At 36.8% G+C, this 25300-nt stretch carries 21 protein-coding genes and 1 riboswitch; of the genes, 19 read left to right on the top strand and 2 right to left on the bottom strand.

What is annotated here, in order from left to right; genetic code table 11:
- Positions 1-6 precede the first annotated feature (6 nt).
- From KYI10_04765 to KYI10_04790, 6 genes are all read left to right on the top strand, one after another.
- Positions 7-1740, top strand: coding sequence for a 2-oxoacid:acceptor oxidoreductase subunit alpha (locus tag KYI10_04765; GenBank protein QYA33750.1), 1734 nt, complete (start codon positions 7-9; stop codon positions 1738-1740).
- Positions 1741-2604: a 2-oxoacid:ferredoxin oxidoreductase subunit beta gene (locus KYI10_04770; protein ID QYA33751.1), complete on the top strand. Its 864-nt coding sequence runs from the start codon at positions 1741-1743 to the stop codon at positions 2602-2604.
- A gap of 68 nt (positions 2605-2672) precedes the next feature.
- A riboswitch (TPP riboswitch) is annotated at positions 2673-2771 on the top strand.
- A gap of 34 nt (positions 2772-2805) precedes the next feature.
- On the top strand, positions 2806-3807 hold the full coding sequence (locus tag KYI10_04775) for an ABC transporter substrate-binding protein (GenBank protein ID QYA33752.1): 1002 nt from the start codon (positions 2806-2808) through the stop codon (positions 3805-3807).
- Positions 3807-4094, top strand: a complete 288-nt coding sequence (locus KYI10_04780) for an MTH1187 family thiamine-binding protein (GenBank protein QYA33753.1) — start codon at positions 3807-3809, stop codon at positions 4092-4094. The genes KYI10_04775 and KYI10_04780 overlap by 1 nt, the downstream gene beginning before the upstream one ends.
- A complete protein-coding gene (locus KYI10_04785) occupies positions 4091-4828 on the top strand; it encodes an ABC transporter permease (protein ID QYA33754.1) in 738 nt (245 codons plus the stop codon). Before KYI10_04780 ends, KYI10_04785 begins: the two co-directional genes overlap by 4 nt.
- Complete coding sequence (locus KYI10_04790; protein ID QYA33909.2) at positions 4825-5535, top strand: ABC transporter ATP-binding protein; 711 nt, start codon at positions 4825-4827, stop codon at positions 5533-5535. Before KYI10_04785 ends, KYI10_04790 begins: the two co-directional genes overlap by 4 nt.
- Before the next feature lie 50 nt (positions 5536-5585).
- On the opposite strand, the gene KYI10_04795 is transcribed toward KYI10_04790, so the two are convergent.
- On the bottom strand, positions 5586-6263 hold the full coding sequence (locus KYI10_04795) for a DedA family protein (protein ID QYA33755.1): 678 nt from the start codon (positions 6261-6263) through the stop codon (positions 5586-5588).
- Positions 6264-6401: 138 nt separating this feature from the next.
- Between KYI10_04795 and KYI10_04800 the strand changes: the two genes are divergently transcribed.
- The 12 genes from KYI10_04800 (at position 6402) to miaA (ending at position 23260) form a co-directional block, all read left to right on the top strand.
- Complete coding sequence (locus tag KYI10_04800; protein QYA33756.1) at positions 6402-8120, top strand: ABC transporter ATP-binding protein; 1719 nt, start codon at positions 6402-6404, stop codon at positions 8118-8120.
- Entirely contained in the window at positions 8113-9963 is a 1851-nt protein-coding gene (locus KYI10_04805) for an ABC transporter ATP-binding protein (protein ID QYA33757.1), read from the top strand. The genes KYI10_04800 and KYI10_04805 overlap by 8 nt, the downstream gene beginning before the upstream one ends.
- A 143-nt stretch (positions 9964-10106) precedes the next feature.
- On the top strand, positions 10107-11636 hold the full coding sequence (gene miaB, locus KYI10_04810) for a tRNA (N6-isopentenyl adenosine(37)-C2)-methylthiotransferase MiaB (GenBank protein ID QYA33758.1): 1530 nt from the start codon (positions 10107-10109) through the stop codon (positions 11634-11636).
- A gap of 2 nt (positions 11637-11638) precedes the next feature.
- On the top strand, positions 11639-12064 hold the full coding sequence (locus KYI10_04815) for a RicAFT regulatory complex protein RicA family protein (protein ID QYA33759.1): 426 nt from the start codon (positions 11639-11641) through the stop codon (positions 12062-12064).
- Positions 12065-12153: 89 nt separating this feature from the next.
- Complete coding sequence (gene mutS, locus KYI10_04820; protein QYA33760.1) at positions 12154-14694, top strand: DNA mismatch repair protein MutS; 2541 nt, start codon at positions 12154-12156, stop codon at positions 14692-14694.
- Positions 14695-14703: 9 nt separating this feature from the next.
- A complete protein-coding gene (gene mutL / locus KYI10_04825) occupies positions 14704-16605 on the top strand; it encodes a DNA mismatch repair endonuclease MutL (protein QYA33761.1) in 1902 nt (633 codons plus the stop codon).
- Positions 16605-17147 carry a glycerol-3-phosphate responsive antiterminator gene (locus KYI10_04830; protein QYA33762.1) on the top strand — a complete coding sequence of 181 codons (543 nt, stop codon included), beginning with the start codon at positions 16605-16607 and terminating at the stop codon, positions 17145-17147. Before mutL ends, KYI10_04830 begins: the two co-directional genes overlap by 1 nt.
- Before the next feature lie 133 nt (positions 17148-17280).
- Positions 17281-18099 (top strand): MIP/aquaporin family protein, encoded by an 819-nt coding sequence (locus KYI10_04835; protein QYA33763.1) that lies wholly within the window; start codon positions 17281-17283, stop codon positions 18097-18099.
- A 17-nt stretch (positions 18100-18116) separates the two neighbouring features.
- Complete coding sequence (gene glpK, locus KYI10_04840; GenBank protein ID QYA33764.1) at positions 18117-19610, top strand: glycerol kinase GlpK; 1494 nt, start codon at positions 18117-18119, stop codon at positions 19608-19610.
- Positions 19611-19630: 20 nt separating this feature from the next.
- On the top strand, positions 19631-21304 hold the full coding sequence (locus KYI10_04845; protein ID QYA33765.1) for a glycerol-3-phosphate dehydrogenase/oxidase: 1674 nt from the start codon (positions 19631-19633) through the stop codon (positions 21302-21304).
- 128 nt (positions 21305-21432) lie between these two features.
- Positions 21433-22329 carry an alpha/beta fold hydrolase gene (locus KYI10_04850; protein ID QYA33766.1) on the top strand — a complete coding sequence of 299 codons (897 nt, stop codon included), beginning with the start codon at positions 21433-21435 and terminating at the stop codon, positions 22327-22329.
- Positions 22322-23260: a tRNA (adenosine(37)-N6)-dimethylallyltransferase MiaA gene (gene miaA / locus KYI10_04855; protein QYA33767.1), complete on the top strand. Its 939-nt coding sequence runs from the start codon at positions 22322-22324 to the stop codon at positions 23258-23260. Before KYI10_04850 ends, miaA begins: the two co-directional genes overlap by 8 nt.
- A 229-nt stretch (positions 23261-23489) precedes the next feature.
- Here miaA and KYI10_04860 read toward each other — a convergent pair whose 3' ends face one another.
- Positions 23490-23963 carry a glutathione peroxidase gene (locus KYI10_04860; GenBank protein QYA33768.1) on the bottom strand — a complete coding sequence of 158 codons (474 nt, stop codon included), beginning with the start codon at positions 23961-23963 and terminating at the stop codon, positions 23490-23492.
- Between the two features lie 58 nt (positions 23964-24021).
- Here KYI10_04860 and hflX point away from each other — a divergent pair, with 58 nt between their 5' ends.
- Positions 24022-25299: a GTPase HflX gene (gene hflX / locus KYI10_04865; GenBank protein QYA33769.1), complete on the top strand. Its 1278-nt coding sequence runs from the start codon at positions 24022-24024 to the stop codon at positions 25297-25299.
- Position 25300 lies beyond the last annotated feature (1 nt).

A 25300-nucleotide genomic window follows, 5' to 3' on the forward strand; every position in this document is an offset into this window, starting at 1 on the left:
ATTGTTTTGAAGACACAAATTTCTTGGAAAGTCGGCGGTCAGCAAGGTGAAGGAATTGAAAGTACTGGAGAGATATTCTCAACTGCGCTGAATCGTCTGGGCTATTATTTATATGGTTATCGTCATTTCTCATCACGTATTAAAGGTGGACATACGAACAATAAGATTCGTGTATCAACAACACCTGTCTATGCTATCAGTGATGATCTGGATATACTTGTGGCATTTGATCAGGAGACGATTGATTTAAACTATCATGAACTGACGGCTGAAGGTATAATACTAGCAGATAGTAAGTTTGATCCTGTTGCACCAGAGGATTACAATGGCGCATTTATTAGTATGGGATTCACTGAAATTGCAAAAGAACTTGGTACGGCATTGATGAAGAATATGGTGGCGGTCGGTGCTACAGCGAATCTTATAGGCGCTGACCTAAAGCACTTCGAAGTTTTAGTGGATGACCTGTTTGCTAAAAAAGGTGAAAAGATCTGTACATTAAATAAAGAAGCGCTACACAAAGGTTATGCAGAAATTGAAAGTCATTCAGAACTTACTGTGGATTATAAATTAGAACCTTCAACCGAAGAAGGACATTTATTTATGATTGGTAATGAAGCAATTTCACTTGGCGCATTAGCAGGTGGAGCACGTTTTATGGCTGCATACCCAATTACACCAGCGAGTGAAATTATGGAATATATGATTGATAAATTACCACGCTTTGGTGGGACTGTAATTCAGACAGAAGATGAGATAGCTGCAGCAGTTATGGCAATAGGCGTAAACTATGCGGGCGTACGTGCATTTACTGCATCAAGTGGTCCAGGACTATCGTTAATGATGGAAGCGATTGGACTGAGTGGTATGACTGAACAGCCGTTAGTCATCGTAAATACGATGCGCGGAGGTCCATCTACAGGATTGCCAACGAAACAGGAGCAGTCAGACTTAATGCAGATGATCTACGGAACGCATGGCGAGATTCCAAAGATTGTCCTTGCACCAACAACTGCTGAAGATGCCTTCTACTTAACGAACGAGGCATTTAATCTAGCGGAAGTATATCAATGTCCGGTTATTATTTTAAGTGATTTACAGCTTTCTTTAGGGAAACAGACTGTTCCTGTACTTGATTATAATAAGATTAATATTGATCGTGGTTCACTTGTTACTGAAGTTGAACCAACGGAGGATAAAGCATACTTCAAACGCTATGCGGTAACAGATAATGGCATTTCACCACGTACGATTCCTGGTGTGAAAAACGGTATCCATCACGTTACAGGTGTTGAACATAACGAAGAAGGAAAGCCGAGCGAATCTCCCGTAAACCGTGCAAAGCAGATGGAAAAACGTATGCGTAAATTAGAACAGCTGAAGATTACTGAACCTGTTGTATACAATACGTATCATGAAGATGCAGATGTGTTAGTGATTGGTTATATTTCAACGTATGGAGCGATTGATGAAGCAATCCATCGTGTAGAAGGAAAGGTAAACCATCTGCATATGAAACAACTTCATCCGTTTCCGACAGAAGAGGTTCAGCAAGCGATAGATAAAGTGAAGAAAGTGATTGTTGTTGAACATAACTTTAACGGACAACTTGGACAGATTATCAAGATGAATACGAATCATCAAGGTAAGATGATTCAGATGAGTAAGTATGATGGTACACCTTACTTACCTCACGAAATTGAAGAGAAAATCAACGCAACATTAAAGGAGTTAATATAGATGGCAACATTTAAAGATTTCAGAAATAATGTGAAACCGAACTGGTGTCCTGGCTGTGGGGACTTCTCAGTACAAGCGGCGATACAAAAAGCATGTGCGAACATCGGCTTAGAACCAGAACAGCTCGCGTTAATAACAGGTATCGGCTGTTCTGGACGTCTGTCTGGATACGTAAATTCATATGGTGTGCATTCGATCCATGGTCGAGCATTACCGATGGCACAAGGTGTGAAGATGGCAAACCAGGAGCTTACAGTTATCGCTTCCGGTGGAGATGGTGATGGTTTTGCGATTGGTATGGGGCATACGATTCATGCGCTACGTAGAAATATTGATATCACGTATATTGTAATGGATAATCAAATTTATGGACTGACTAAAGGACAGACATCACCAAGTTCAGCACATGGATTTGTCACTAAGACAACGCCAAAAGGCTCGATTGAGAAGCATGTTTCTCCGCTTGAACTTGCACTTGCAAGTGGCGCAACTTTTGTCGCACAAAGCTTTTCTAGTGATATAAAAGATTTAACATCAATTATTGAAGCGGCAGTTAATCATAAAGGATTCTCATTCGTCAATGTATTTTCTCCGTGTGTCACATACAACAAAGTAAATACGTATGACTGGTTTAAAGAAAATTTGACGAAACTTGCTAATATTGAAGATTATGATCATACCAATAAACAGCTGGCGATCAATACAGTACACGAACAAGATGGGCTTGTTACAGGTATCGTGTATCAGGATACCGATGCACCGACGTACGAATCACAAATTGATGGCTACAGTGAGAACTTAACAAAAGCAGATCTAAATATTAAACAAGAGGAATTTGATGCTTTAATGGCTCAGTTCAAATAAAAACTAAGTATCTGTACCTTATTTATAATAAAGCTGTTATACTAAAACAGTACAAAATAATATAAATTTTTAAACACTAGGGGAGTTATTCTGAGATTGGATTCGTCCTAAACCCTTATATACCTGATCTGGATTATACCAGCGTAGGGAAGTGTCAACTGACACAACCTGCAATCAGGTTGTGTTTTTTTGGAGGCTAATATGAATAAAAAGTTATTGTTAAGTGCGAGTTGTGTCATTTTACTAGCAGGCTGTGGAGATCAGTCAGCCGATAAAGGTAAGGAAGATAAGAAAGAAAAAGTGACGATTATGCTGGACTGGACGCCGAATACAAATCATACAGGACTATATGTAGCACAAGAGAAAGGTTACTTTGACAAACAGGGTTTAGATGTTGAAATTAAGACACCTGGTGAAGTGAATGCCGATCAGCTTATCGCAGCAAACAAAAAAGATGTTCAGTTCGGAATTAGTGCACAGGAAACAGTGACGCAATCACGTTCTGAAGGCATTCCAGTGAAATCGATTGGAGCAATTATCCAGCATAATACGAGTGGATTTATGAGCTTGAAAGATAAGAATATTAAATCACCGAAAGATTATGCAGGGAAAACATACGGTGGATGGGGTGCACCGATTGAACAGCCAATGATTGATGCAGTTATGAAAAAAGACGGAGCATCAGTGAAAGACACTAAAATTATCAATATGGGAAATACTGATTTCTTTACTGCATCTAAGAAGAATATCGATTTCGCATGGGTTTATTATGGATGGACTGGAATCGAAGCAGAAACACGTAATATCGATGTAAATATGCAGTATTTAATTGATTACGATAAAAATCTGGATTATTACACACCTGTCGTTATTGCAAATGAAAAGTATTTAAAATCAAATGGTGAGACAGCTAAGAAATTTATGACCGCACTTAAAGAAGGTTATGAGTATTCAATTAAACATGACAAAGAGAGTGCAGATATTTTGATGAAGTCTGTTCCAGAACTTAAAAAACAAGAAAAGCTCGTATATGCATCACAAAAATATTTGTCACCTAAATATCAGGATGATGCGAAATACTGGGGCTATCAGGAAGAACGTATCTGGAAGAATTTTGGACAGTTTATGAAAGATAACAAAGTGATTACTAAAGACTTCATTGCTAAAGATGCATTTACAAATGAATATGTGGAGGGTAAATAATGGCAGATACAATAATGAGCATACAAATTATTCCGAAGACGCCAAATGGTGAAGATGTAATTCCATATGTTGATCGCGCAATTGAAGTGATTGAAGCATCAAACTTAAAGTACATCGTGAATCCGCTTGAAACATCAATTGAGGGGAACATGAATGAGTTGCTTAAGTTAATCGAATTAATGAATAAAGAGATGCGTGAAATGGGGTGTCCATCTATTATTTCACAAGTAAAGTTTTATCATGCCGAAGAAGTATCGATGGATGTGCTTGTACAGAAGTATAGATGATGAAATATGTTAAGTTTTTTCTATTTTTTATAGTACTACTTTATTTTTGGGAACTGCTCGTTCGGTTACTACAAGTTGATGCATATACGTTACCTGCGCCAAGCGTAATATTTATCAGCTTCTTTAATGACTTTAACACATATCATGTGCATTTATATCCGACTCTATTACTCGTTATATTAGGCATTATTTGCTCGGTATTATGCGGTATTACTGTAGCCGTACTATTACGTTTAATCCCTGGGCTGCATGAGTATGTCTATCCATTGCTCATAATGAGTCAGAATGTACCCGTTATCGTCATTGCACCACTACTAGTCATTTGGTTCGGATTTGGAATATTGCCGAAACTTATCGTGATAACACTTGTGTGTTTCTTTCCGATAACTGTGAGCTTACTTGAAGGATTTAATGAGACAGATAAAGAATTAGAGAAATATATGAAGATGATGGGGGCAACGCGTCTTGAACGTTTCAAAAAGCTTGAATGGCCAAATAGTATGCCTTATTTCTTTAATGGATTAAAGATTGCTGGCACATACTCAGTAATGGGTGCAATCATTTCTGAATGGCTTGGCAGTGATAAAGGTTTAGGTAAATTTATGCTTATAGCTCAGCGTGCATTTCAAGTAGATCAGGTGTTTGTAGCAATTGTCTGGATCATTATCTTTGCTATGGTCATTTATCTTGTTATATATATTATTCAGCGTATTGTATTGAGGTGGCAACGATGATTCCTATTATTCAACTTAACGATATTATGCATCGTTACGATAAAGATATTGTAATTAATAATATTAACCTAGAACTGAATAAAGGTGAGATTGTTGCATTGATCGGCCCGAGTGGCAGCGGTAAGAGTACGATATTAAATATTATCGGTGGATTACTCATCCCTTCAAGTGGCGAGTGCTTATTGCAAGGGGAACGTATCAATGGGAAAACAGGACATGTGTCCTTTATGCCTCAGACACACTCACTGATGCCATGGCGTACAGTGATACAAAACATTAACCTCGCAACAGAGATCAGTGCGAATGATAGCGTGAATAAATCAGAACAATTGTTAGAAAGAGCAGGCTTCACTTCCATTAAAGATAGATACCCCAATGAGCTTTCTGGGGGAATGAAGCAGCGTGTTTCATTCCTACGTGCATTAAATACAGAACATCAATTACTGTTACTGGATGAACCATTTTCAGCATTGGATGAAATAACACGTAATGATATGCAGATCTGGTTGAGGTCTTTATTATTGGAGAGTGATAAAACGGTGCTGATGATTACACATAGTATTGATGAAGCAATTAAGATGAGTAACCGTATACTCGTTTTAAATCAGAAACCTGCTACGATAGTCAGATCGATAGATGTGAACCAGGATTTATCTGTTTCGCAAATCGCAGAATTAAAAGCACAAATTATTCAATTATTAAAATAACCGAATGTGAGATTGACTCACATTCGGTTATTAATATTAATGGTGATGCATTAATATTTTTTTCTGTCTTCATTTCTTTTCATCTTTCTTCTGACGGAATAGGATTGTAAGAAGCTAAAGACGGCAGGAAGCACTGATACTAATATAATTAATATTAATACGATTTCAAAGTTGTCTTTAACGATCTTTATATTCCCGAAGAAGTAACCTGCAAGTAGGCATATACCAACCCACAGAATTGCACCGATAATATTATACGTAATAAAGTAACCATACTTCATCTTACTGGCACCAGCTACAAACGGTATAAAAGTTCTGATAAAGGGCATAAAGCGGGCAATTGCAATTGTTTTACCGCCATGAGTATTAAAGAAATCCTCTGCTTTATCAAGGTGTTCCTTCTTAATGAATTTACCGAGTTTAGGATGATTATAGACACCAAGTCCAAGAAATTTACCGATGTGATAATTAACCGTGTCACCGATTACAGCTGCAGCAAACAACACGATAAATAATATCCAGATATTTAATGCGCCTTGAGGGGCGAGTGCACCAGCTGCAAAAAGCATTGAGTCTCCAGGTAAGAATGGCATGATCACAAGTCCTGTTTCTACGAAGACGATTGAAAATAAGATTGCATAAGTCAATGTTCCATATTCTTTAACGATATTCACTAGATGTTCGTCAATATGTAAAATAAAATCCATAAGTTGACTGATAAATGACATGGTTAAACCTCGTTTCTCCAAATAATTATTAATTATACTTTATTTTAAAAAAAGTTGCGATGGAATAGAGCATAAATTATACATTTCGGAAACCGATATGTATAATAGTATAAAATAAACAAAATGGGAGGGGTTCTATTGAAAGAGATATTAAAGTTTACAATACCATATCGCTTATGGATTGTTATAGCGCTCATACTAATGCTATTAGAACTAGCGGTTGAACTCAGTTTACCGATTATATTATCGCTCATTATTAATGAGGGATTAATCAAGCAGAATATGGATATTACGCTTCAATATTTAATCATACTGCTGATCATAAGTGTTGCTGCGTTTATCTGTGGTGTGATCAATTCATTTATTTCGAGTCATGTCTGTCATGGTTTCTCCTTTGACTTGAGAAACGCCTTGTTCAAGAAGGTGCAGCAGTTTTCACTTAAACACATAGAAAGCTTTAAGACATCCAGTATCATTACACGATTGACAAATGATGTGATTGCGTGTGAAATGGTACTTTTTATGAGTTTACGTATTATGTTGCGTGCACCACTTCTAGTGTTGGGTAGTATCATCATGAGCTTTATTGTTGCGCCGCACTTAGCACTCTATCTTTTAATTGGTGCTCCGATAATATTTGTGTTTCTGTATTATACTTCTAAGGCAGGTATGAATCTGTTTACACGTGTTCAGAAAAAACTTGATGGACTGAATCGTAATATCCAGCAGAATTTATCTTCTGTGCGTATGATACGTGCGAATATGAGTGCAGACTATGAATCTGAAAAATTCGAACATACCGCCTTAGATCTTAAAGAAGATACAACACGTGCACTAAAGTTGATGGAACGTATACTTCCATTTCTTTTGATCGTAATGAATATCGCATTATTGTTCGTAATTTATATTGGAGCGATAGATGTCACTAATAACGCACTGAATGTAGGTGCACTCGTAGCAGTCATTAACTATGCCCTCAGAATGCAAGGTGGGTTTTCAATGTTTGCATTTATCATCATTGCGTATTCAAGAGCAAAAGCAAGTGCAGAACGTATGTCTGAAATATTAACTACTGATGTAGATACATATCACGGAGGCACGGATATTGAAGTGAGTGGTGGCGCATCAATTGTATTTGATAATGTATCGTTTAAATATCCGTTAAGCCATCAAATGGTGCTTAAAGACATTTCTTTCAATATTGAAGCGGGGGAGAAATTCGTTATTATGGGTGCGACAGGATCTGGTAAAAGCGCTTTACTTAGTCTGCTCCCTAGAATGTATGAAGTGACACAAGGTAAGATTATGATCAATGGCATTGATATTAAAGAAATGGAGATTACAGATCTTAGGGATATGATTGGATATGTACCTCAGAGAAACATACTGTTTACAGGTAGCGTGTTTGATAATATCCTATTTGGAAATGCACATGCTGAATCTGAGGATGTAACAGAAGCAACGAAGATCGCACAAGTCCATACGAATATTCTGGATTTCGATGCACAGTACGACACCAAAGTCGGACAGCAAGGTGTGAATTTATCGGGTGGACAGAAACAACGACTCGCGATTGCCAGGGCGGTCATAAAGTCGCCGAACATCCTGATTTTAGATGACAGTACATCTGCGCTTGATATCCATACAGAGAATAATTTATTTGAAGAATTATCTAAGCTAAGTATGACGCGTATTATTGTGACACAGAAGATCCAGACAGCAATGACAGCTGACCATATCCTGTTATTAGATAAAGGAGAAATCGTTGGTTTCGGGGATCATCAGTCATTGATAGAAACATCAGAACTGTATCAAGCAATCTATCACTCGCAGGAAAGAGGTGATCTCCATGATTAAATCGATATTGGGTCATCCAGTAATTTTAACGCGTAAAGATATAAAAGAGAGCAAAAGTATTAAAACAGATCAAAGAGGCAATCCAATACCGAAATCACGCAATTGGAAATACGCTATCGGTGGCATCTGGTCCTTGATGGAAGGCAATAGGTTAAAGCTTACAGTTGTTATAGTGTCGGTGATTATTTCATCTTTATTAGGACTCGTAGGACCATATATGATTGGACAGATGATTGATAATAAAATACTGAAGAAAAATTTTGAAGGCATTGAAAATGATCTTCTGATTCTGTTCTTTATATTTATAGGTTTATCATTATTTTCATATGTTGCTGCAATAATTATGGTAACGATCGCTCAGGAAACGGTGTATAAATTACGAATGCTGCTATTTAGTCGACTTCAGAAGTTACCGATACCATTTTTTGATAAACGCCAGCATGGTGAACTGATGAGCCGTATGACAAATGATATCGATACAATATCTCAAGTGCTGAATTCGTCATTTATACAGTTTACATCAAGTATTATAACGATTATTGGTACAATTATTGTGATGTTGCTGCTTAGTCCACTGTTAACGTTATTAACGATGATGATCATCCCTTTAATGTTAATTGCGATGCGCTGGATAACAAATCGTACGAGTATTCTGTATAAAAGAAGACAAAGAGCAATCGGTGAAATGAATGGTTATATTGAAGAGATTATTTCAGGTCAGGAAGTTGTAAAGTTATTTACAAGAGAAGCCCGTGTGACCGAAGGATTTACTGAGAAGAACGCAAAAGTAAGAGATATCAGCTACTGGTCGGTATCTTATTCTGGTCTTATTCCGAAAGTGATGAACTTCTTTAACAATTTATCATTTGCAATTGTAGCAGGTATCGGAGGGGTATTAGCACTAAACGGAAATGGTATTACTGTCGGAACAATTGTTATATTTGCAGAATATGCAAGACAATTTACACGTCCTTTGAATGATCTGGCCAATCAGTTCAACACTGTATTATCTGCATTAAGTGGTGCAGAGCGTGTCTTTGAAATCATCGATACTGAACCTGAAGTAGATATCGATAACAGTAATAGAAATTTAACGATACGTGGGGAAATTTCATTTGAACAAGTGACTTTCAAATATAACGAAGAACAATTAAAACCAACCATTAATGATGTGACGATACATTTAAATCAAGGGGAATCTCTCGCCTTAGTTGGTGCGACAGGAGCAGGTAAAACGACACTTGTACAGCTATTGGCAAGGTTTTATGAAATTAACGCAGGTAAAATAATGATTGATGGTATCGATATAAAAGATATTCCAAAACAAACGTTACGCAATCAGATGGCTTATGTGCTGCAGGATCCATTTATCTTTGACGGTACGATTCGAGAAAATATAAAGTACAGAAATCAGCACGTCTCTGATGAAGTCATGATTCAGGCAGCAAAAGATGCAAATGCTTATGATTTTATTATGAGATTAGAAAATGGTTTCGACACAGAAATTAGTTTTGAATCAACACATCTTTCCCAAGGTGAAAAACAGTTAGTCAATATCGCGCGTGCGCTGATATTAGATCCAAAGATTTTGTTGCTGGATGAAGCGACGAGTAACATTGATACCGTTACAGAAATGAAACTTCAGCAGGCGATTGAACGTCTAATGAAAAATAGAACGAGCATCATCATTGCGCATCGCTTAAATACGGTTAAAAAAGCTGATAAAATTGTTGTACTTGAAAAAGGTGAAATATTAGAACAAGGCTATCAAAAAGATTTAATTACAAGAGATGGTATTTATGCGGAAATGTTAAAAAGTGGAGATGAAGCATTATTAGAATAAATTTAATCCGTCATTATTATATAAATGACGGATTAAATTTATGTTTTTATGTGAGATGTATCTACAGTAAAAATACTTTGAAAATATTTGATATAAAAGCTATACTATAGTAATGATATTATGAATAAAATGGGGTTATTTAAATGAACGAAGAAGGTAGAATACAATCTTCAGGTGCAAAAGGCAAAGCAGTACCTGAGAAAGATTATAGCAAATATTTTGAGCATGTTTACCAAGGACCAAATCTAAAAGAAGCGAAGCGTCGTGGCAAAGAAGATGTGAATTACCATAGCGATTTTAAAATTGATGAACAGTATCGTGGGTTAGGTCGCGGTCGTAAATTTTATATTAGAACTTATGGTTGCCAGATGAATGAACATGATACAGAAGTAATGGCAGGGATCTTTGAGGCTCTAGAATATGAAGCGACAAGTGATGTCAATGATGCAGATGTTATTTTACTCAATACGTGTGCCATTCGTGAAAATGCAGAGAATAAAGTTTTCGGTGAAATTGGGAATCTAAAACATATCAAACAAGCGAAACCAGATGTACTCATCGGTGTATGTGGATGTATGTCACAAGAAGAATCTGTAGTGAATAAGATCTTAAAATCTTATCAAAATGTGGATATGATCTTCGGTACCCATAATATACATCGACTGCCAGCAATATTAGATGAAGCCTATATGTCTAAAGCGATGGTTGTAGAAGTCTGGTCTAAAGAAGGCGATGTTATTGAAAACTTACCAAAGTCACGACTCGGTGATACGAAAGCATGGGTCAACATTATGTACGGCTGTGATAAATTCTGTACATATTGTATTGTGCCATTCACGCGTGGTAAAGAACGTAGTCGTATGCCAGAGGAGATTATTGCTGAAGTACGTGATCTTGCGCGACGTGGGTACAAAGAAATTTGTTTACTTGGACAAAACGTAAATGCTTATGGTAAAGATATCGATGGACTGAACTACGGATTAGGCGATTTACTTGCAGATATTCAGAAGATTGATATTCCACGTGTACGTTTCACTACAAGTCATCCATGGGACTTTGATGACCGCCTTATTGAAGTGATTGCTGCAGGAGGTAACATTGTACCGCATATCCATCTTCCTGTTCAAAGCGGTAACAATGAAGTGCTGAAGATTATGGGGCGTAAGTATTCACGTGAAAGTTATTTGGAGCTGATTGGTAAAATTAAAGCAGCGATGCCAGAAGTTGCACTGACGACAGATATTATCGTAGGTTATCCGAATGAAACAGAAGAACAGTTCCAGGAAACATTATCTCTCTATGAGGAAGTTGCTTTTGACCATGCTTATACTTACTTGTATTCTCCGCGTGAAGGCACGCCGGCTGCAAAGATGAAAGATAATGTACCGATGCGTGAGAAAAAGGATCGTCTGCAACGATTAAATAAACTTGTTGGTGACTATACTGAACGTGCATTGTCCCATTATCTTGATCAGGAAGTAATCGTACTATGTGAAGGACCTTCTAAGAAAAATGATGAAATTCTCGCAGGATACACTGAAAAGAATAAATTAGTGAACTTTAAAGGACCGAAAGAAGCAATTGGACAGCTTGTTAAAGTAAGAATTACAGAAACAAAACAATATTCAATGAACGGCGAACTAATAGAAATTATTAAACCAGTTGAGGTGTAGAGATGTATACAAATGATGAAATTTTGGAAAAAGCAAAAGAATTAGGTAAGATGATGGCAGAAACAGAAGCAGTTGAGTTCTTTAAACGTGCAGAGGCACAGATTCATGAAACGCAGGTTGTCAGAGAGAAAATGGCGTCTTTAAAATCATTACAAAAGCAAGCCGTCAACTTCGAACAATACGGCAAAGAAAAAGCATTACAGATGGTCGAAGAAAAAATTGCAAAAGTTGAAGCTGAACTTGATGAAATGCCAATTGTTGATCAGTTCAAAGAAGCGCAATTTGAAGTGAATAGCATATTACAGATGGTTTCTCATGCAATCAGCCAGACCGTAACGGATGAGATTATCGTTTCAACAGGTGGCGACTTATTAACAGGTGAAACGGGTGCAGAAAAGAAAAATGCAGCACCTGGATGTGGAAATTAATAACAATTAAAGGGGTTGAGACGATTCTTGTCTGAACCTCTTTTTTAAACGAATCCCTAAATGGAAATTATGAATAAAGGATTGAGAATATGTCTAAACCTACACCGATGATGACACAATATTTACAGATGAAAGCGCAATATAAAGATTGTATCTTGTTCTTCAGGCTGGGTGATTTCTATGAAATGTTCTATGAAGATGCCGAATTAACAGCGAAAGAACTAGAGATTACATTGACGCGCCGTGATAAAAAAAACAATATTCCAATGTGTGGGGTACCGCATCATTCAGCAAAAGTTTATATCGAACGTTTAATTGAAAAAGGTTATAAAGTTGCCATTGCTGAACAGATGGAAGATCCAAAACAAGTTAAAGGAATGGTAAAACGAGAAGTTGTTAAAATCATAACGCCTGGAACGGTTATGGATGATATGATCAGTGAAAACGAAAGCAACTACATTGCAAGTATTCATTATGAAGAGGTGTTTACACTTGCTTATAGTGATGTATCTACAGGTGAGCTAAAAGTGACCCGATTAAATGAGGATGAAATGTTAAATGAGTTATCATCCGTAAATCCGAAAGAAATCATTACAAATATCGATTTGAACGAAGTACTAATCAATAAAATAAAAATGATTACGGATGTCATTTCAAGATTTGAAGTAAATGATACATTTAAACAGGCTGACAGTGTTGATCAATCGCTGCAACCAGCAGTTAATTTATTATTATCTTATATCCAGTATACACAAATGCGTGCGCTTGCCCATATCGACGAAGCTGTATACTATGAACCAGTGCATTATATGCGTCTTGATATGTATGCGAAACGTAATCTAGAACTTACTGAAAGTATACGTCATAAAAATAAGAAGGGCACCTTACTGTCTATATTTAATCAATGTAAAACACCGATGGGGAATCGCCTTGTTAAAGAATGGATCGAACGACCATTACTGAACCATCAGGAGATTGAAGAGAGACATAACGGTGTCGAATTATTTAATGAGCATTTCATTTTAAGACATCAACTGAGAGAGGCGCTAACGCATGTATATGATATTGAGCGTTTAGCAGGACGTGTACAGTTTGGTAATGTCTCGGCTAAAGATCTTGTGCAGTTAAAATACTCATTAGAACAATTGCCTATGATACAATCACTTCTAAAAGAACACGATGAAGTGATTCGTACATTAGATAATATCGATGCATTACAACCATTATACGATATGTTAGAAGCAAGTTTATTGGACGAAGCACCGACTTCTATTAAAGAAGGTAGTATCTTCAAAGATGGATTTAATGATGATGTTGACGAACTCAGATATGCCTCTAAAAATGGTAAGCAGTGGCTAAATGAACTTCAGGCAAAAGAACGTGAACGCACAGGTGTGAAGTCACTAAAGATTGGTTATAACAAAGTTTTTGGTTATTATATTGAAATATCTAAAGCGAATCTTGTTAATTTAGATGTTGATGCGTTCGGATACACGAGAAAGCAGACGTTAAGTAATGCAGAACGCTTTATAACAGAGGAACTTAAAGAAAAAGAATCTTTAATTCTCGGTGCAGAAGAGAAGCTGATGAATCTTGAATATGAACTGTTTATTCAACTACGTGATTTTGTGAAAACATTTATATTAAATTTAAAGCAGCAGGCAAAAAATATCGCAGTGCTTGATTGTCTTCAAAATTTCAGTGAAATTGCTACAAAACATCAATATACCAAACCGATTATATCTAGCACTAAGGTATTGAACTTAAAAAATGCAAGACATCCAGTTGTTGAAACAGTGATGGAACGTGATCAGTATGTTGCAAATGACTGCAAATTAGATGACCATACGTTTATTTATTTAATTACAGGCCCTAACATGAGCGGAAAAAGTACATATATGCGACAAGTCGCATTAATTAGTATCATGGCGCAGATGGGAGCATTTGTACCAGCTTCTTATGCTGAAGTTCCGATTTTTGATCAGATTTTTACGAGAATTGGCGCAGCAGATGATCTTGTATCAGGACAAAGTACCTTTATGGTAGAAATGTTAGAAGCAAAAAATGCATTACAGAATGCGACAGAAAATAGTCTGATTATATTTGATGAAATTGGAAGAGGCACAAGTACATATGATGGTCTGTCATTAGCGCAATCGATGATTGAATACGTTCACAATAAGATTGGTGCAAAAACATTGTTTTCAACCCATTATCATGAACTTGTCGACCTTGAACAAACACTTGATGGTCTGAACAATATCCATGTTGCAGCAAAAGAATATAATGGCGAACTAATATTTCTGCACAAAGTGATGCCGGGTGCTGTCGCACATAGTTATGGTATTCATGTTGCTAAACTTGCACAGTTACCAGCTGAGATCATTGCACGTTCCAGTGAATTATTAGATGAATTTGAACACAATGAAAAGGTTAGAAAAGGAGATTCAAATAAGATAATTCAACCATCATTTAATTTGTTTGAAATAGAAAACGAGGATATTAATAATAATAATTCGAATCATGAGCATGAATTAATTATTCAGCAAATTAAAGATATATCGATTGACGAATTAACGCCGATTGATGCGTTATTGAAATTACAGGAAATCAAATCCCGAATAAAGTAGGTGGATCACTTGGGAATCATTAAAGCTTTAGATAGTACGATAAGCAATAAAATCGCAGCAGGTGAAGTGATAGAACGCCCGCAATCTGTCGTTAAAGAACTCGTTGAAAACGCCATTGATGCAAAGAGTACAAGTATCACGATTGAAGTTGAAGAAGCGGGTTTATCAAAAATCAAAGTAACGGATAACGGATCTGGAATTTTAGAAGAAGATCTTGAATTAATGTTCAGAAGACATGCAACAAGCAAAATAGAAAATGAGCACGATCTATTTCATATTCGTTCACTAGGATTTAGAGGAGAAGCATTAGCATCTATTGCTTCTGTTAGCAAAGTGCGCGTCACTACATGTCATGACGGGACGATAGGCCGTCAAATTGATGTAATTGACGGAGAAATAGTAGATAGAACTTTGGCACAGGCACGTCAAGGAACAGAAACAACTGTCGAAGGTCTTTTCTATAATACGCCTGCTCGATTAAAATATGTAAAAAGTCTTCATACAGAGCTCGGGAAAATTACAGATATCATCAATCGATTTGTTATCAGCTTCCCCCATATTAAATTTACTTTAGTAGCAGATGGCAGAGTACTTATAGCCTCAAATGGCAATGGTAAGATGCAGGAAGCGATGGCTGTGGTCTACGGGATGAAAATCGCACAGGACCTAGTTGAGGTCAACGGCCGAACAGGTGATTATGAAGTGCATGGTTTTATTGCCAAGCCGGAACATACAAGAAGCAACAGGCATTATATGTCTCTTTTTATCAACGGGCGTTATATCAAGAACTTTATGCTCACAAAAGCAATATTATCAGGCTATCATACGTTATTACCTGTTGGAAGGTATCCTATTCTTGCAATTAATATCGTTATGGATCCTGCATTAGTAGATGTGAATGTTCACCCGACAAAGCAAGAAGTAAGATTATCTAAAGAATCTCAGTTGATGGAGCTTATCGAGCGATTGATAAAGGAAAAGATCTGGAAACAGAATTTAATTCCAAAAGTAGAAAAGAAAAAGGTGATTGAAACATTTCAGCAGCAAAAGTTTGAATATGATCTATTAAGAGAACATCATGATAAGATAAAACAATCCGACCATAGTGAACATACACCAGTGAATCAAATCGATGAAAACTTTAAAGAACAGCATAAAGCAGCACGACTGGATAAACAAAGAATTCAGGACGGTGAAGGCACTAAAGAAACATCAGGATTTATTAGTGATTCAGAAGCAGAATTAAATACAACTGCAGAAGTCTTACCAGAAACAAATGAATCATCTGACGTAATTGAAAATACAAGTACTAATACATCCCATGCTAAAAGAAAGATCCCTTACATGGAAATTGTCGGTCAAGTTCATGGGACTTACATCATTGCTCAAAATGAGGATGGTATGTTTATGATTGATCAGCATGCAGCACAAGAAAGAATTAAATATGAGTACTTCAAAAAACAAATTGGTAATGTAGGATTGGAAATGCAGTCGTTACTCATTCCGATTACAGTAACTTTAAGTAAAGATGAAGCAATAAACTTAAATAAAATCAATATGCTGCTTAAAGGTATTGGGATTCATCTTGAACATTTTGGAGGCAATGATTATATAGTAAATGATATCCCTGTATGGTTCCCGGACAACTATGAAGAAACGGTACAGGAATTGATAGATTATGCTCTGCAACATCGACAGATAGATTTGAATAAATTCCGTGAAGAGACTGCGATTATGATGAGCTGTAAAAAATCGATAAAAGCGAATCATTATTTAAGGATTACAGATATGAACTATTTACTAGAAGAACTTGCACATACTGTAGAACCATACACATGTCCGCATGGCAGACCTATCATCATTCAATTTACAACTTATGAACTTGAGAAACTATTTAAGAGGGTGATGTAATGATTTTACCGGCAATCCGTTCTATGAAAGATCTTGAGAAGTTTGTGACGACTCAGTATTCCACCTGTGTCATATTAGATATGCATATTGGCCATATCAGTAACTATATTCAATTTCTAAATCAGCACCAGAAGTCAGCATTTATACATATCGACTTAATTAAAGGGATGTCATCTGATGAATATGCGACAGAGTATGTTATACAGAAGTATAAAGTTGATGGTATCGTATCCACAAAACCAAAGATTATAAAGAGGGCGAACCAGCTCGGTGTTAAAACGATTCTCAGAACGTTTATCATAGACTCAAGTGCACTGAAAAAAAGTTATGAGCTTATACAAAGTGCTGATCCTGATTTTGTCGAAGTACTGCCTGGCCTGCTTTATAAGGCAATTGAAAATATTCACAAAGTAACCGGCAAAAAAATTATTGCAGGGGGCCTTATTGAATATCCAGAGGAAGTGGAGATGGCATTATCAGCAGGTGCTACGTATGTGACGACAAGTAATAAGGACCTTTGGAAACATTGTGAAATAAAATAATTGACAACGTTTACATTATTAGATATGATTGTGTTAAGTTAATATTTGGGACGAGTAGAAGAGACCTCTAATTTGAAGTATTAGGGGTCTCTTTGTCTTTTTTTAACTTAACTAAACAATGAGGAGTGGGTCTATGAATGCTTTTGTGGGAGAATTAATCGGGACTGCAATCTTAATCTTATTTGGTTGTGGTGTAAATGCGAACGTTAATTTAAAGGGGACGTACGCAAAAGGCAGTGACTGGATTGTTATCGCAGTAGGTTGGGGTCTTGCTGTGGTTATGGGTGTGTATGCAGTCGGATCAATTACTGGTGCGCATTTAAATCCAGCAGTTACAATAGGAATGGCAGTTGATGGCAGCCTTCCGTGGAATCAAGTCCTTCCGTATTTTGCGGGGCAGATGATTGGAGGGGTACTGGGAGCAGCATTAGTATGGTTCCAGTTTATGCCGCATTTTAAAGAAGAAGATGATGCAGGTACTAAACTTGGCGTATTTGCTACAGGACCAGCTTATCCTAACTATGTTTCTAATTTTGTATCAGAAATCATAGGGACATCAATCTTAGTTATGGCACTGTTATTCATTGGCGGAAATAAATTTTCTGAAGGTTTGAACCCTCTTGTAGTAGGGTTATTGATTATAGCCATCGGAGTAAGTTTAGGTGGAACAACTGGGTATGCAATCAATCCGGCACGTGACTGGGGTCCGCGTATCGCTCATACGATTCTGCCGATACCAGGTAAAGGGTCTTCCAACTGGAAATATGCAGTGGTTCCAATGGTAGGTCCGATGGTAGGTGGTGTCTTCGGCGCTACATTATTCCATGTTTTATTCAAAGAAGATCAATATATGTTATTTGGTCTATCAATCGTATTAATTGTCGCTACATTAGTGCTTGGTGTATTCTTGAATAAAGCAGTATTAAAAAATGAAAAAACAGACTTAATATAAAACAAAGGGTGATGATTATGGAAAAATACATTTTATCAATTGATCAAGGGACAACAAGTACACGTGTAATTGTTTTTAATAAAGATGGAGAGATTAAAGGGGTATCTCAAAGAGAATTTACGCAGCATTTCCCAAAAGCAGGTTGGGTTGAACATGATGCCAATGAAATCTGGTCAACTGTATTATCATGTTTTGCATCCGTCCTTACAGAATCGAATATAAGACCTGAACAGATTGAGGGTATTGGTATCACAAATCAACGTGAAACAGCAGTCGTATGGGATAAAAATACAGAGCGTCCAATTTATAATGCAATCGTATGGCAGTCTCGTCAGACGCAGGAAATCTGTAATGAACTTAAAGATAAAGGACTGGAAGATGAATTTAGAGAAAAGACAGGCCTTCTACTCGATCCTTATTTTTCTGGTACGAAAGTCAAATGGATTCTTGATAATGTAGAAGGTGCTAGAGAAAAAGCTGAGAATGGTGATCTATTATTCGGTACGATTGATTCGTGGCTTGTATGGAAACTTTCTGGATGTAAAGTACATGTAACTGACTACTCAAATGCAAGTCGTACATTGATGTATAACATTCATGAATTGAAATGGGATGAAGAGCTCCTTGAATATTTAACTGTACCTGCTTCAATGCTACCTGAAGTACGCCCATCAAGTGAAGTATACGGTAAAACAGCAAATCATCATTTCTTTGGTCATCAGATTCCGATTGCAGGTATTGCTGGAGACCAGCAGGCAGCGCTATTTGGACAAGCATGCTTTGAGTCAGGAGAAGCTAAGAACACATACGGTACAGGTTGCTTTATGTTAATGAACACAGGCGAAAAAGCAGTTAAGAGTGAAAATGGCTTATTAACGACTTTAGCTTATGGTATTGATGGCAAAGTCAACTATGCGCTTGAAGGATCCATCTTTGTTGCGGGAAGTGCAATTCAATGGTTACGTGATGGTATGCGTATGATTCAAAGTGCTCCGCAAAGTGAAGAGTATGCTACAAATGTTACAGATGCTGATGGTGTGTATGTCGTGCCTGCATTTGTCGGACTAGGTACACCTTACTGGGATTCTGAAGCACGCGGTGCAGTTTTCGGTCTAACGCGTGGTACACAAAAAGAACATTTTATTCGTGCAACACTTGAGTCACTTGCATATCAGACCCGTGATGTTCTTGATGCGATGGAAAAAGATTCGAAGATTGAAGTTAAAACATTAAGAGTTGATGGTGGTGCTGTCAAGAATGATTTCTTGATGCAGTTCCAGTCTGATATTTTAGATGTACCAGTAGAGCGACCGGAAATTAACGAGACAACTGCCTTAGGTGCAGCATACCTGGCTGGACTTGCAGTGGGTTACTGGAAATCAAAAGATGAAATTCGTGATCGCTGGAACCTTGAAAAGCAGTTTGATCCTAAAATGGATGAAACAAAGAGAGATGATTTATATAAAGGCTGGCAGACAGCGGTTAAAGCTACACAAGTATTTAAAAAATAAGATTTAATGGAGGAATAATAATGCAACTTTCAAGTCTGAATAGAAATCAAACATTGAACAAAATGAAGGAAGAATATTATGATATCGTAGTGGTTGGTGGTGGTATCACTGGTGCAGGTATCGCATTTGATGCAGCGCAGCGCGGTATGAAAGTCGCACTCGTTGAAATGCAGGACTTTGCAAGCGGAACTTCTTCACGTTCAACAAAGCTTGTTCATGGTGGATTACGTTACTTAAAACAGCTGCAAATTGGCGTTGTAAGTGAGACTGGGAAAGAAAGAGCGATTGTTTATGAAAATGGACCTCATGTAACGACACCAGAATGGATGCTCTTACCGATGCATAAAGGGGGTACGTTTGGACCAGCAACAACGTCTCTTGCATTAAAAGTTTATGACTTCTTAGCAGGTGTAAAGAAATCGGAAAGAAGAACAATGCTATCTGCAAAAGAAACATTAGCGAAAGAGCCTCTCGTAAAAGAAAATGGCCTTAAGGGTGGGGGCTATTATGTTGAATATAAAACAGATGATGCGCGTATGACGATTGAAGTGATGAAACGTGCGGCAGAATTTGGTGCTGATATTTTAAACTACACAAAAGCAACCGGTTTTACTTATAACAAGAAAAACAAAGTGAGTGGTATTGAAGCAATTGATACAATCTCAAATACGAAGTTTAAAATTCAAGGGCGCAAAGTTGTCAATGCATCTGGACCATGGGTTGATGAAGTGCGTGGAAAAGATTATTCGAAAAATAATAAACAACTCCGTCTGACAAAAGGAATCCACCTTGTCTTTGACGAAAGTGTTTTTCCGCTCAAACAGGCAGTTTACTTTGATACTGAAAGTGACAAACGTATGATTTTTGCCATTCCTCGTGATGGTAAAACGTATGTCGGTACTACAGATACATTCTATAATAATGATAAGACAAGTCCTAAAGTAACACAGGAAGATCGTGATTATATCATTGATGCAATCAACTATATGTTCCCGACTGTAAAAGTTAAAGACGAAGATATTGAATCAACTTGGGCTGGTATTCGTCCTCTAATCTTAGAAAAAGGGAAAGACCCATCTGAAATTTCGCGTAAGGATGAAATTTGGGAAGGTAAATCAGGTCTTCTGACGATTGCTGGTGGTAAATTAACAGGGTATCGCCATATGGCACAGGAGATCGTTGACTTAGTTGCAAAACGTTTAAAAGAAGAATATAAGCTTAGCTTTAAAGAAAGCAACACGAAACATGCAACAATTTCTGGTGGAGATGTAGGAGGCAGTACTAATTTTGAGCACTTTATTGAAAAGTCATTGAAACCTGAACTCTATAGTTATCTGCCGGAAGATGAACAAAGATTTCTGATTAAAAAATATGGTTCAAATGTAGAGAAATTATTTAACATTGCACATACGAAACATACTGCTGAAGTCAATGGCCTGCCTTTAGCTTATTACGCACAACTTGTATATTCAATCCAGGAAGAAATGGTGATTAAACCTACTGATTTCTTGACACGTAGAACAGGTGATCTATATTTCGATATTAAAAAAGTTGAACAATATAAGGAAGCGGTTATTGATACGATGGCTAATTTGCTTAACTATGATAATGCGCAACGCACAGAATATACACGTGAGCTTGAACAAAAGATTAATGAAGCAAAATCACCATCTGTTCAAGTTTCGGTAGAATAAATTACGGAGAATAGCAATTGTGATTCAAACCATCCAAATAATATTTGGATGGTTTTCCTATATTTTCAGATGATGATAAGGCTATGACGAAAATAAATTGTTTCGCTATAATAAAGATGAGGTGAAGAATGATGGAAATTACAAATAAGTTTATTACATTGAAGGATAACACACGTATTGCATTTAAACTTTATAGACAAGAGGAAAGCAAGGGTGTCATTCAGATGCTTCATGGTATGGCCGAACACAAAGAACGTTATGATGCAGTGTGCAGATATTTCTGTGATATGGGGTATGATGTGCTGATACATGATCACAGAGGGCATGGCAAGGATATTGGAAGTTCAGAACAAGGACATTTCCCATCGATTGATACTTTGGTAGAGGATGCATATGAAATATTTGAAACATTTGATTTTAAAGGAGAATTTATTTTGTTCGGACATTCTATGGGAAGTATCGTCGCTAGAAAATATGTTATCCGTTACCCTGGTTTATTCGATAGACTCATATTGTCAGGTACTAGTTTCTATAGTAAGAAATATGAGGCAGCTGCGCTATTGCTTAAACCACTATTAAAGATACATCCACCCTATAAAAAGCTAGATTTCGTCAATAAATTGACTCTGAACGATTTTAATCGTAAGTTCAGACCTTTACGAACAGAGAGTGACTGGATCAGTTTGAATGAGGATAATGTCGATGCTTTTGTCTCAGATCCTGATGCAGGATTTAATATGTCGATAGGTGCTTTAAATTCAATTAATGAATCATTAAAGTTTACTAGCAGTAAAAAGAATGTTAAACGCATGAACAAATCGTTAAAGATTCTGCTTATTGCTGGTCAGGACGATCCGTTTTCTAATTTCGGGAAAGGGGTGGAAAAGACAGGTCGATTATATAAAAAATGTGGAATTAAACATGTCTTTATCCAGCTCTATGAAAATTCAAGACATGAGGTATTATTTGAAAAGAATCAAAATGAAGTATTACAAAATATTAGAAAGTGGTTGAAGAATGAATAAAATTCCGTTAATCGTTATTGTGGGACCTACAGCTGTAGGTAAAACAGCATTAAGTATTGAAGTAGCGAAAGCTGTTAATGGTGAAATTATTAGTGGGGATGCGATTCAAGTCTACCGAGGTATGGATATCGGTAGTGCAAAGATTACACAGGAAGAGATGGAAGGCATACCGCATCATCTGATTGATATTTTAAACCCAGATGAGGCATATTCAGCAGCACAGTTTAAAGTCCATGCTGAAAAGCTGATTGAAGACATATATAGCAGGGGAAAAACACCGATGATCGTCGGCGGAACGGGATTATATATACAAAGCGTACTATATGAATATGAATTTGTAGAAGAGGATCAAGCGCTGAAGAAAGAACTGATGGATCACTATGAAAGTCTGGATAAGGAGACGCTTTATCGTCTGTTAACTGAGAAGGATATGAAGGCTGCGTCTCAAATTCATATTAATAATAGACAGCGAGTGTTACGTGCTCTGACATATTATGAAATGCACCATAAATCTATCACTGACCAGAAGAAGCTTCATACATTAAGTTCTAAATACGATACATATATTATAGGGCTTAATATGCCGCGTCCTACACTATATGACAGAATCAACCGCCGTGTATTGCTTATGGTCGAACAAGGACTTGTTCAGGAAGTGAAGACATTGATAAGTAAGGGCTATAGACAGAGCCAAAGCATGACTGCAATAGGATATAAAGAGATGATTCCTTATATAGATGGAGAAGTTTCGTTGAATCAGGCGATAGAACATTTGCAGCAAAACTCCAGGAATTTTGCAAAACGTCAATTGACATGGTTCAATAATCAGATGACGATTGAATGGTTTGATACGTCTGAATTGACGATAGAATCAATCGTCGAACAAATTACTACAAACATACAGAGGGATGATAATGATGAATTCAGCTAAACTGCAGGACACATTTTTAGATAATTCCAAAGAAATCAGCAAGAATTAACAGTATTTTTAACAAAAGGCTTTCATATAGAAGGTGTGGTACTCAACTATGATAAATGTCATCCAGCTTAAAGCAGGAGATAAACACAATCTCATTTACAAGCATACCATCTGTACTTTTGCAGTGTAAATATGTTGTAAGTAATAAAGAACAATTCCTCTGAAAGGAATTGTTCTATTTTTATAGATATTTTTCTATATGCTTTTTCAACTGCTCGGGTGTAGTTGTAGGTGCAAAACGCGCAACAACATTACCTTGTCTATCAACTAAAAATTTTGTGAAATTCCATTTGATCTTACTGCCCATGATCCCTTTTGTCTCTTCTTTTATATATTTAAACAGCGGGTGTGCGTTATCTCCATTCACATCTATTTTTTCATGAATCGGGAAAGTAACGCCATAGTTCAAACGACAATTCTGTTCAGCTTCAGCCCCACTTCCGGGTTCCTGGCCTCCAAATTGATTACAAGGGAATCCCAATATAGTAAACCCTTGTCCTTTGTATTCCTGGTAGAGTTTTTCAAGTCCATCAAACTGTTTTGTAAATCCACATTCGCTCGCAGTATTAACGATCAGAACAACTTGATCTTTGTATTCTGCAAGTGAATATGATTCGTGATTTGCTTTAGTAACCGTATATTCGTATATAGACATATAAACGCATCCTTTCTAAATATGTTAAAATGAAGTATCAAATAATTGAGGTGAAACTTTGAAAGATACACAAAAAGCGACTGAACGTGCTCTTATTATAGCAGTTCATCTAAAAAAGGACGATGATTTTAACTTCGGTGAATCGTTAGAGGAAATTAAATCATTATGCCATACAGCTGGCATTGAAGTTACCGAAGTTGTTATTCAGAATAAAGATAGAGCTGATAATAGTTATTATATAGGTAAAGGAAAGTTAGAAGAAATATTAGAGTTAAAGGAACGAGAAGATATAGCATTCGATATGGTTGTTGTTAATAATGAACTCACAACAAGTCAATCGAAACATTTAAATGAAGTGCTTGACTGTAAAATAATAGACCGTACTCAGCTTATACTGGATATCTTTGCACAACGTGCAAAAAGTCGAGAAGGTAAATTACAAGTGGAGCTTGCCCAGCTCGAATATTTATTGCCAAGATTATCTGGACACGGACTAAGTTTATCAAGACTTGGTGGTGGTATCGGGACACGTGGACCTGGTGAAACGAAACTAGAGATGAATAGGCGACATATCAGAAGCAGAATTCATGATATCAAGCTACAACTCGAAACGATTAAACAACATCGGCAGCGTTATAGAGAAAACCGAAAAAAGAGAAATATATTCCAGGTTGCGCTTGTTGGTTATACGAATGCAGGCAAATCGACATGGTTCAATGCACTTTCAGACAGTGACACATATATGGAAGATCTACTGTTTGCGACGCTTGATCCGAAGAGTAAGATGATGAAGCTGCATGAAGGTTATCCAGTACTATTAAGTGATACTGTTGGTTTTATCCAGCAGTTGCCGACTCATTTAATCGAAGCATTCAGTTCGACATTAGAAGAGGCGAAGTATGCAGATATTCTTATTCACGTCGTTGACAGAAGTCATCCAAACTATATGAATCATATCGATACGGTCGTTGCTCTGTTAAAGGAGCTAGATATGGATACAATTCCGGTACTTACGCTTTTGAATAAAAAAGATAAGCTCGAATCCTTCGTCACAGCTGCAGGGAAAGATGAATTGCTTGTATCAGTGTTTGATCAACAAGATAAGACACATATACAAAGCAAACTCATTGATATGATGCAGCGTAATATGTCAAAATACACAATTGAAGTTGAGAAGGATGCCGGACAGATAATCGCTTTCCTGAAGGAACATACACTAGTTTCAGCAATAAATTTTAATGAAGACAAAGATAAATATGAAATATGTGGCTATGAACATCGTCGTGAAGGTATATTAAATAAGCTATTAAGTAATGAACAGATAAAGAGGTTATAAT

It is taken from the genome of Macrococcus sp. 19Msa1099 (genome assembly GCA_019357535.2).
Taxonomy (GTDB): Bacteria; Bacillota; Bacilli; order Staphylococcales; family Staphylococcaceae; genus Macrococcoides; species Macrococcoides psychrotolerans.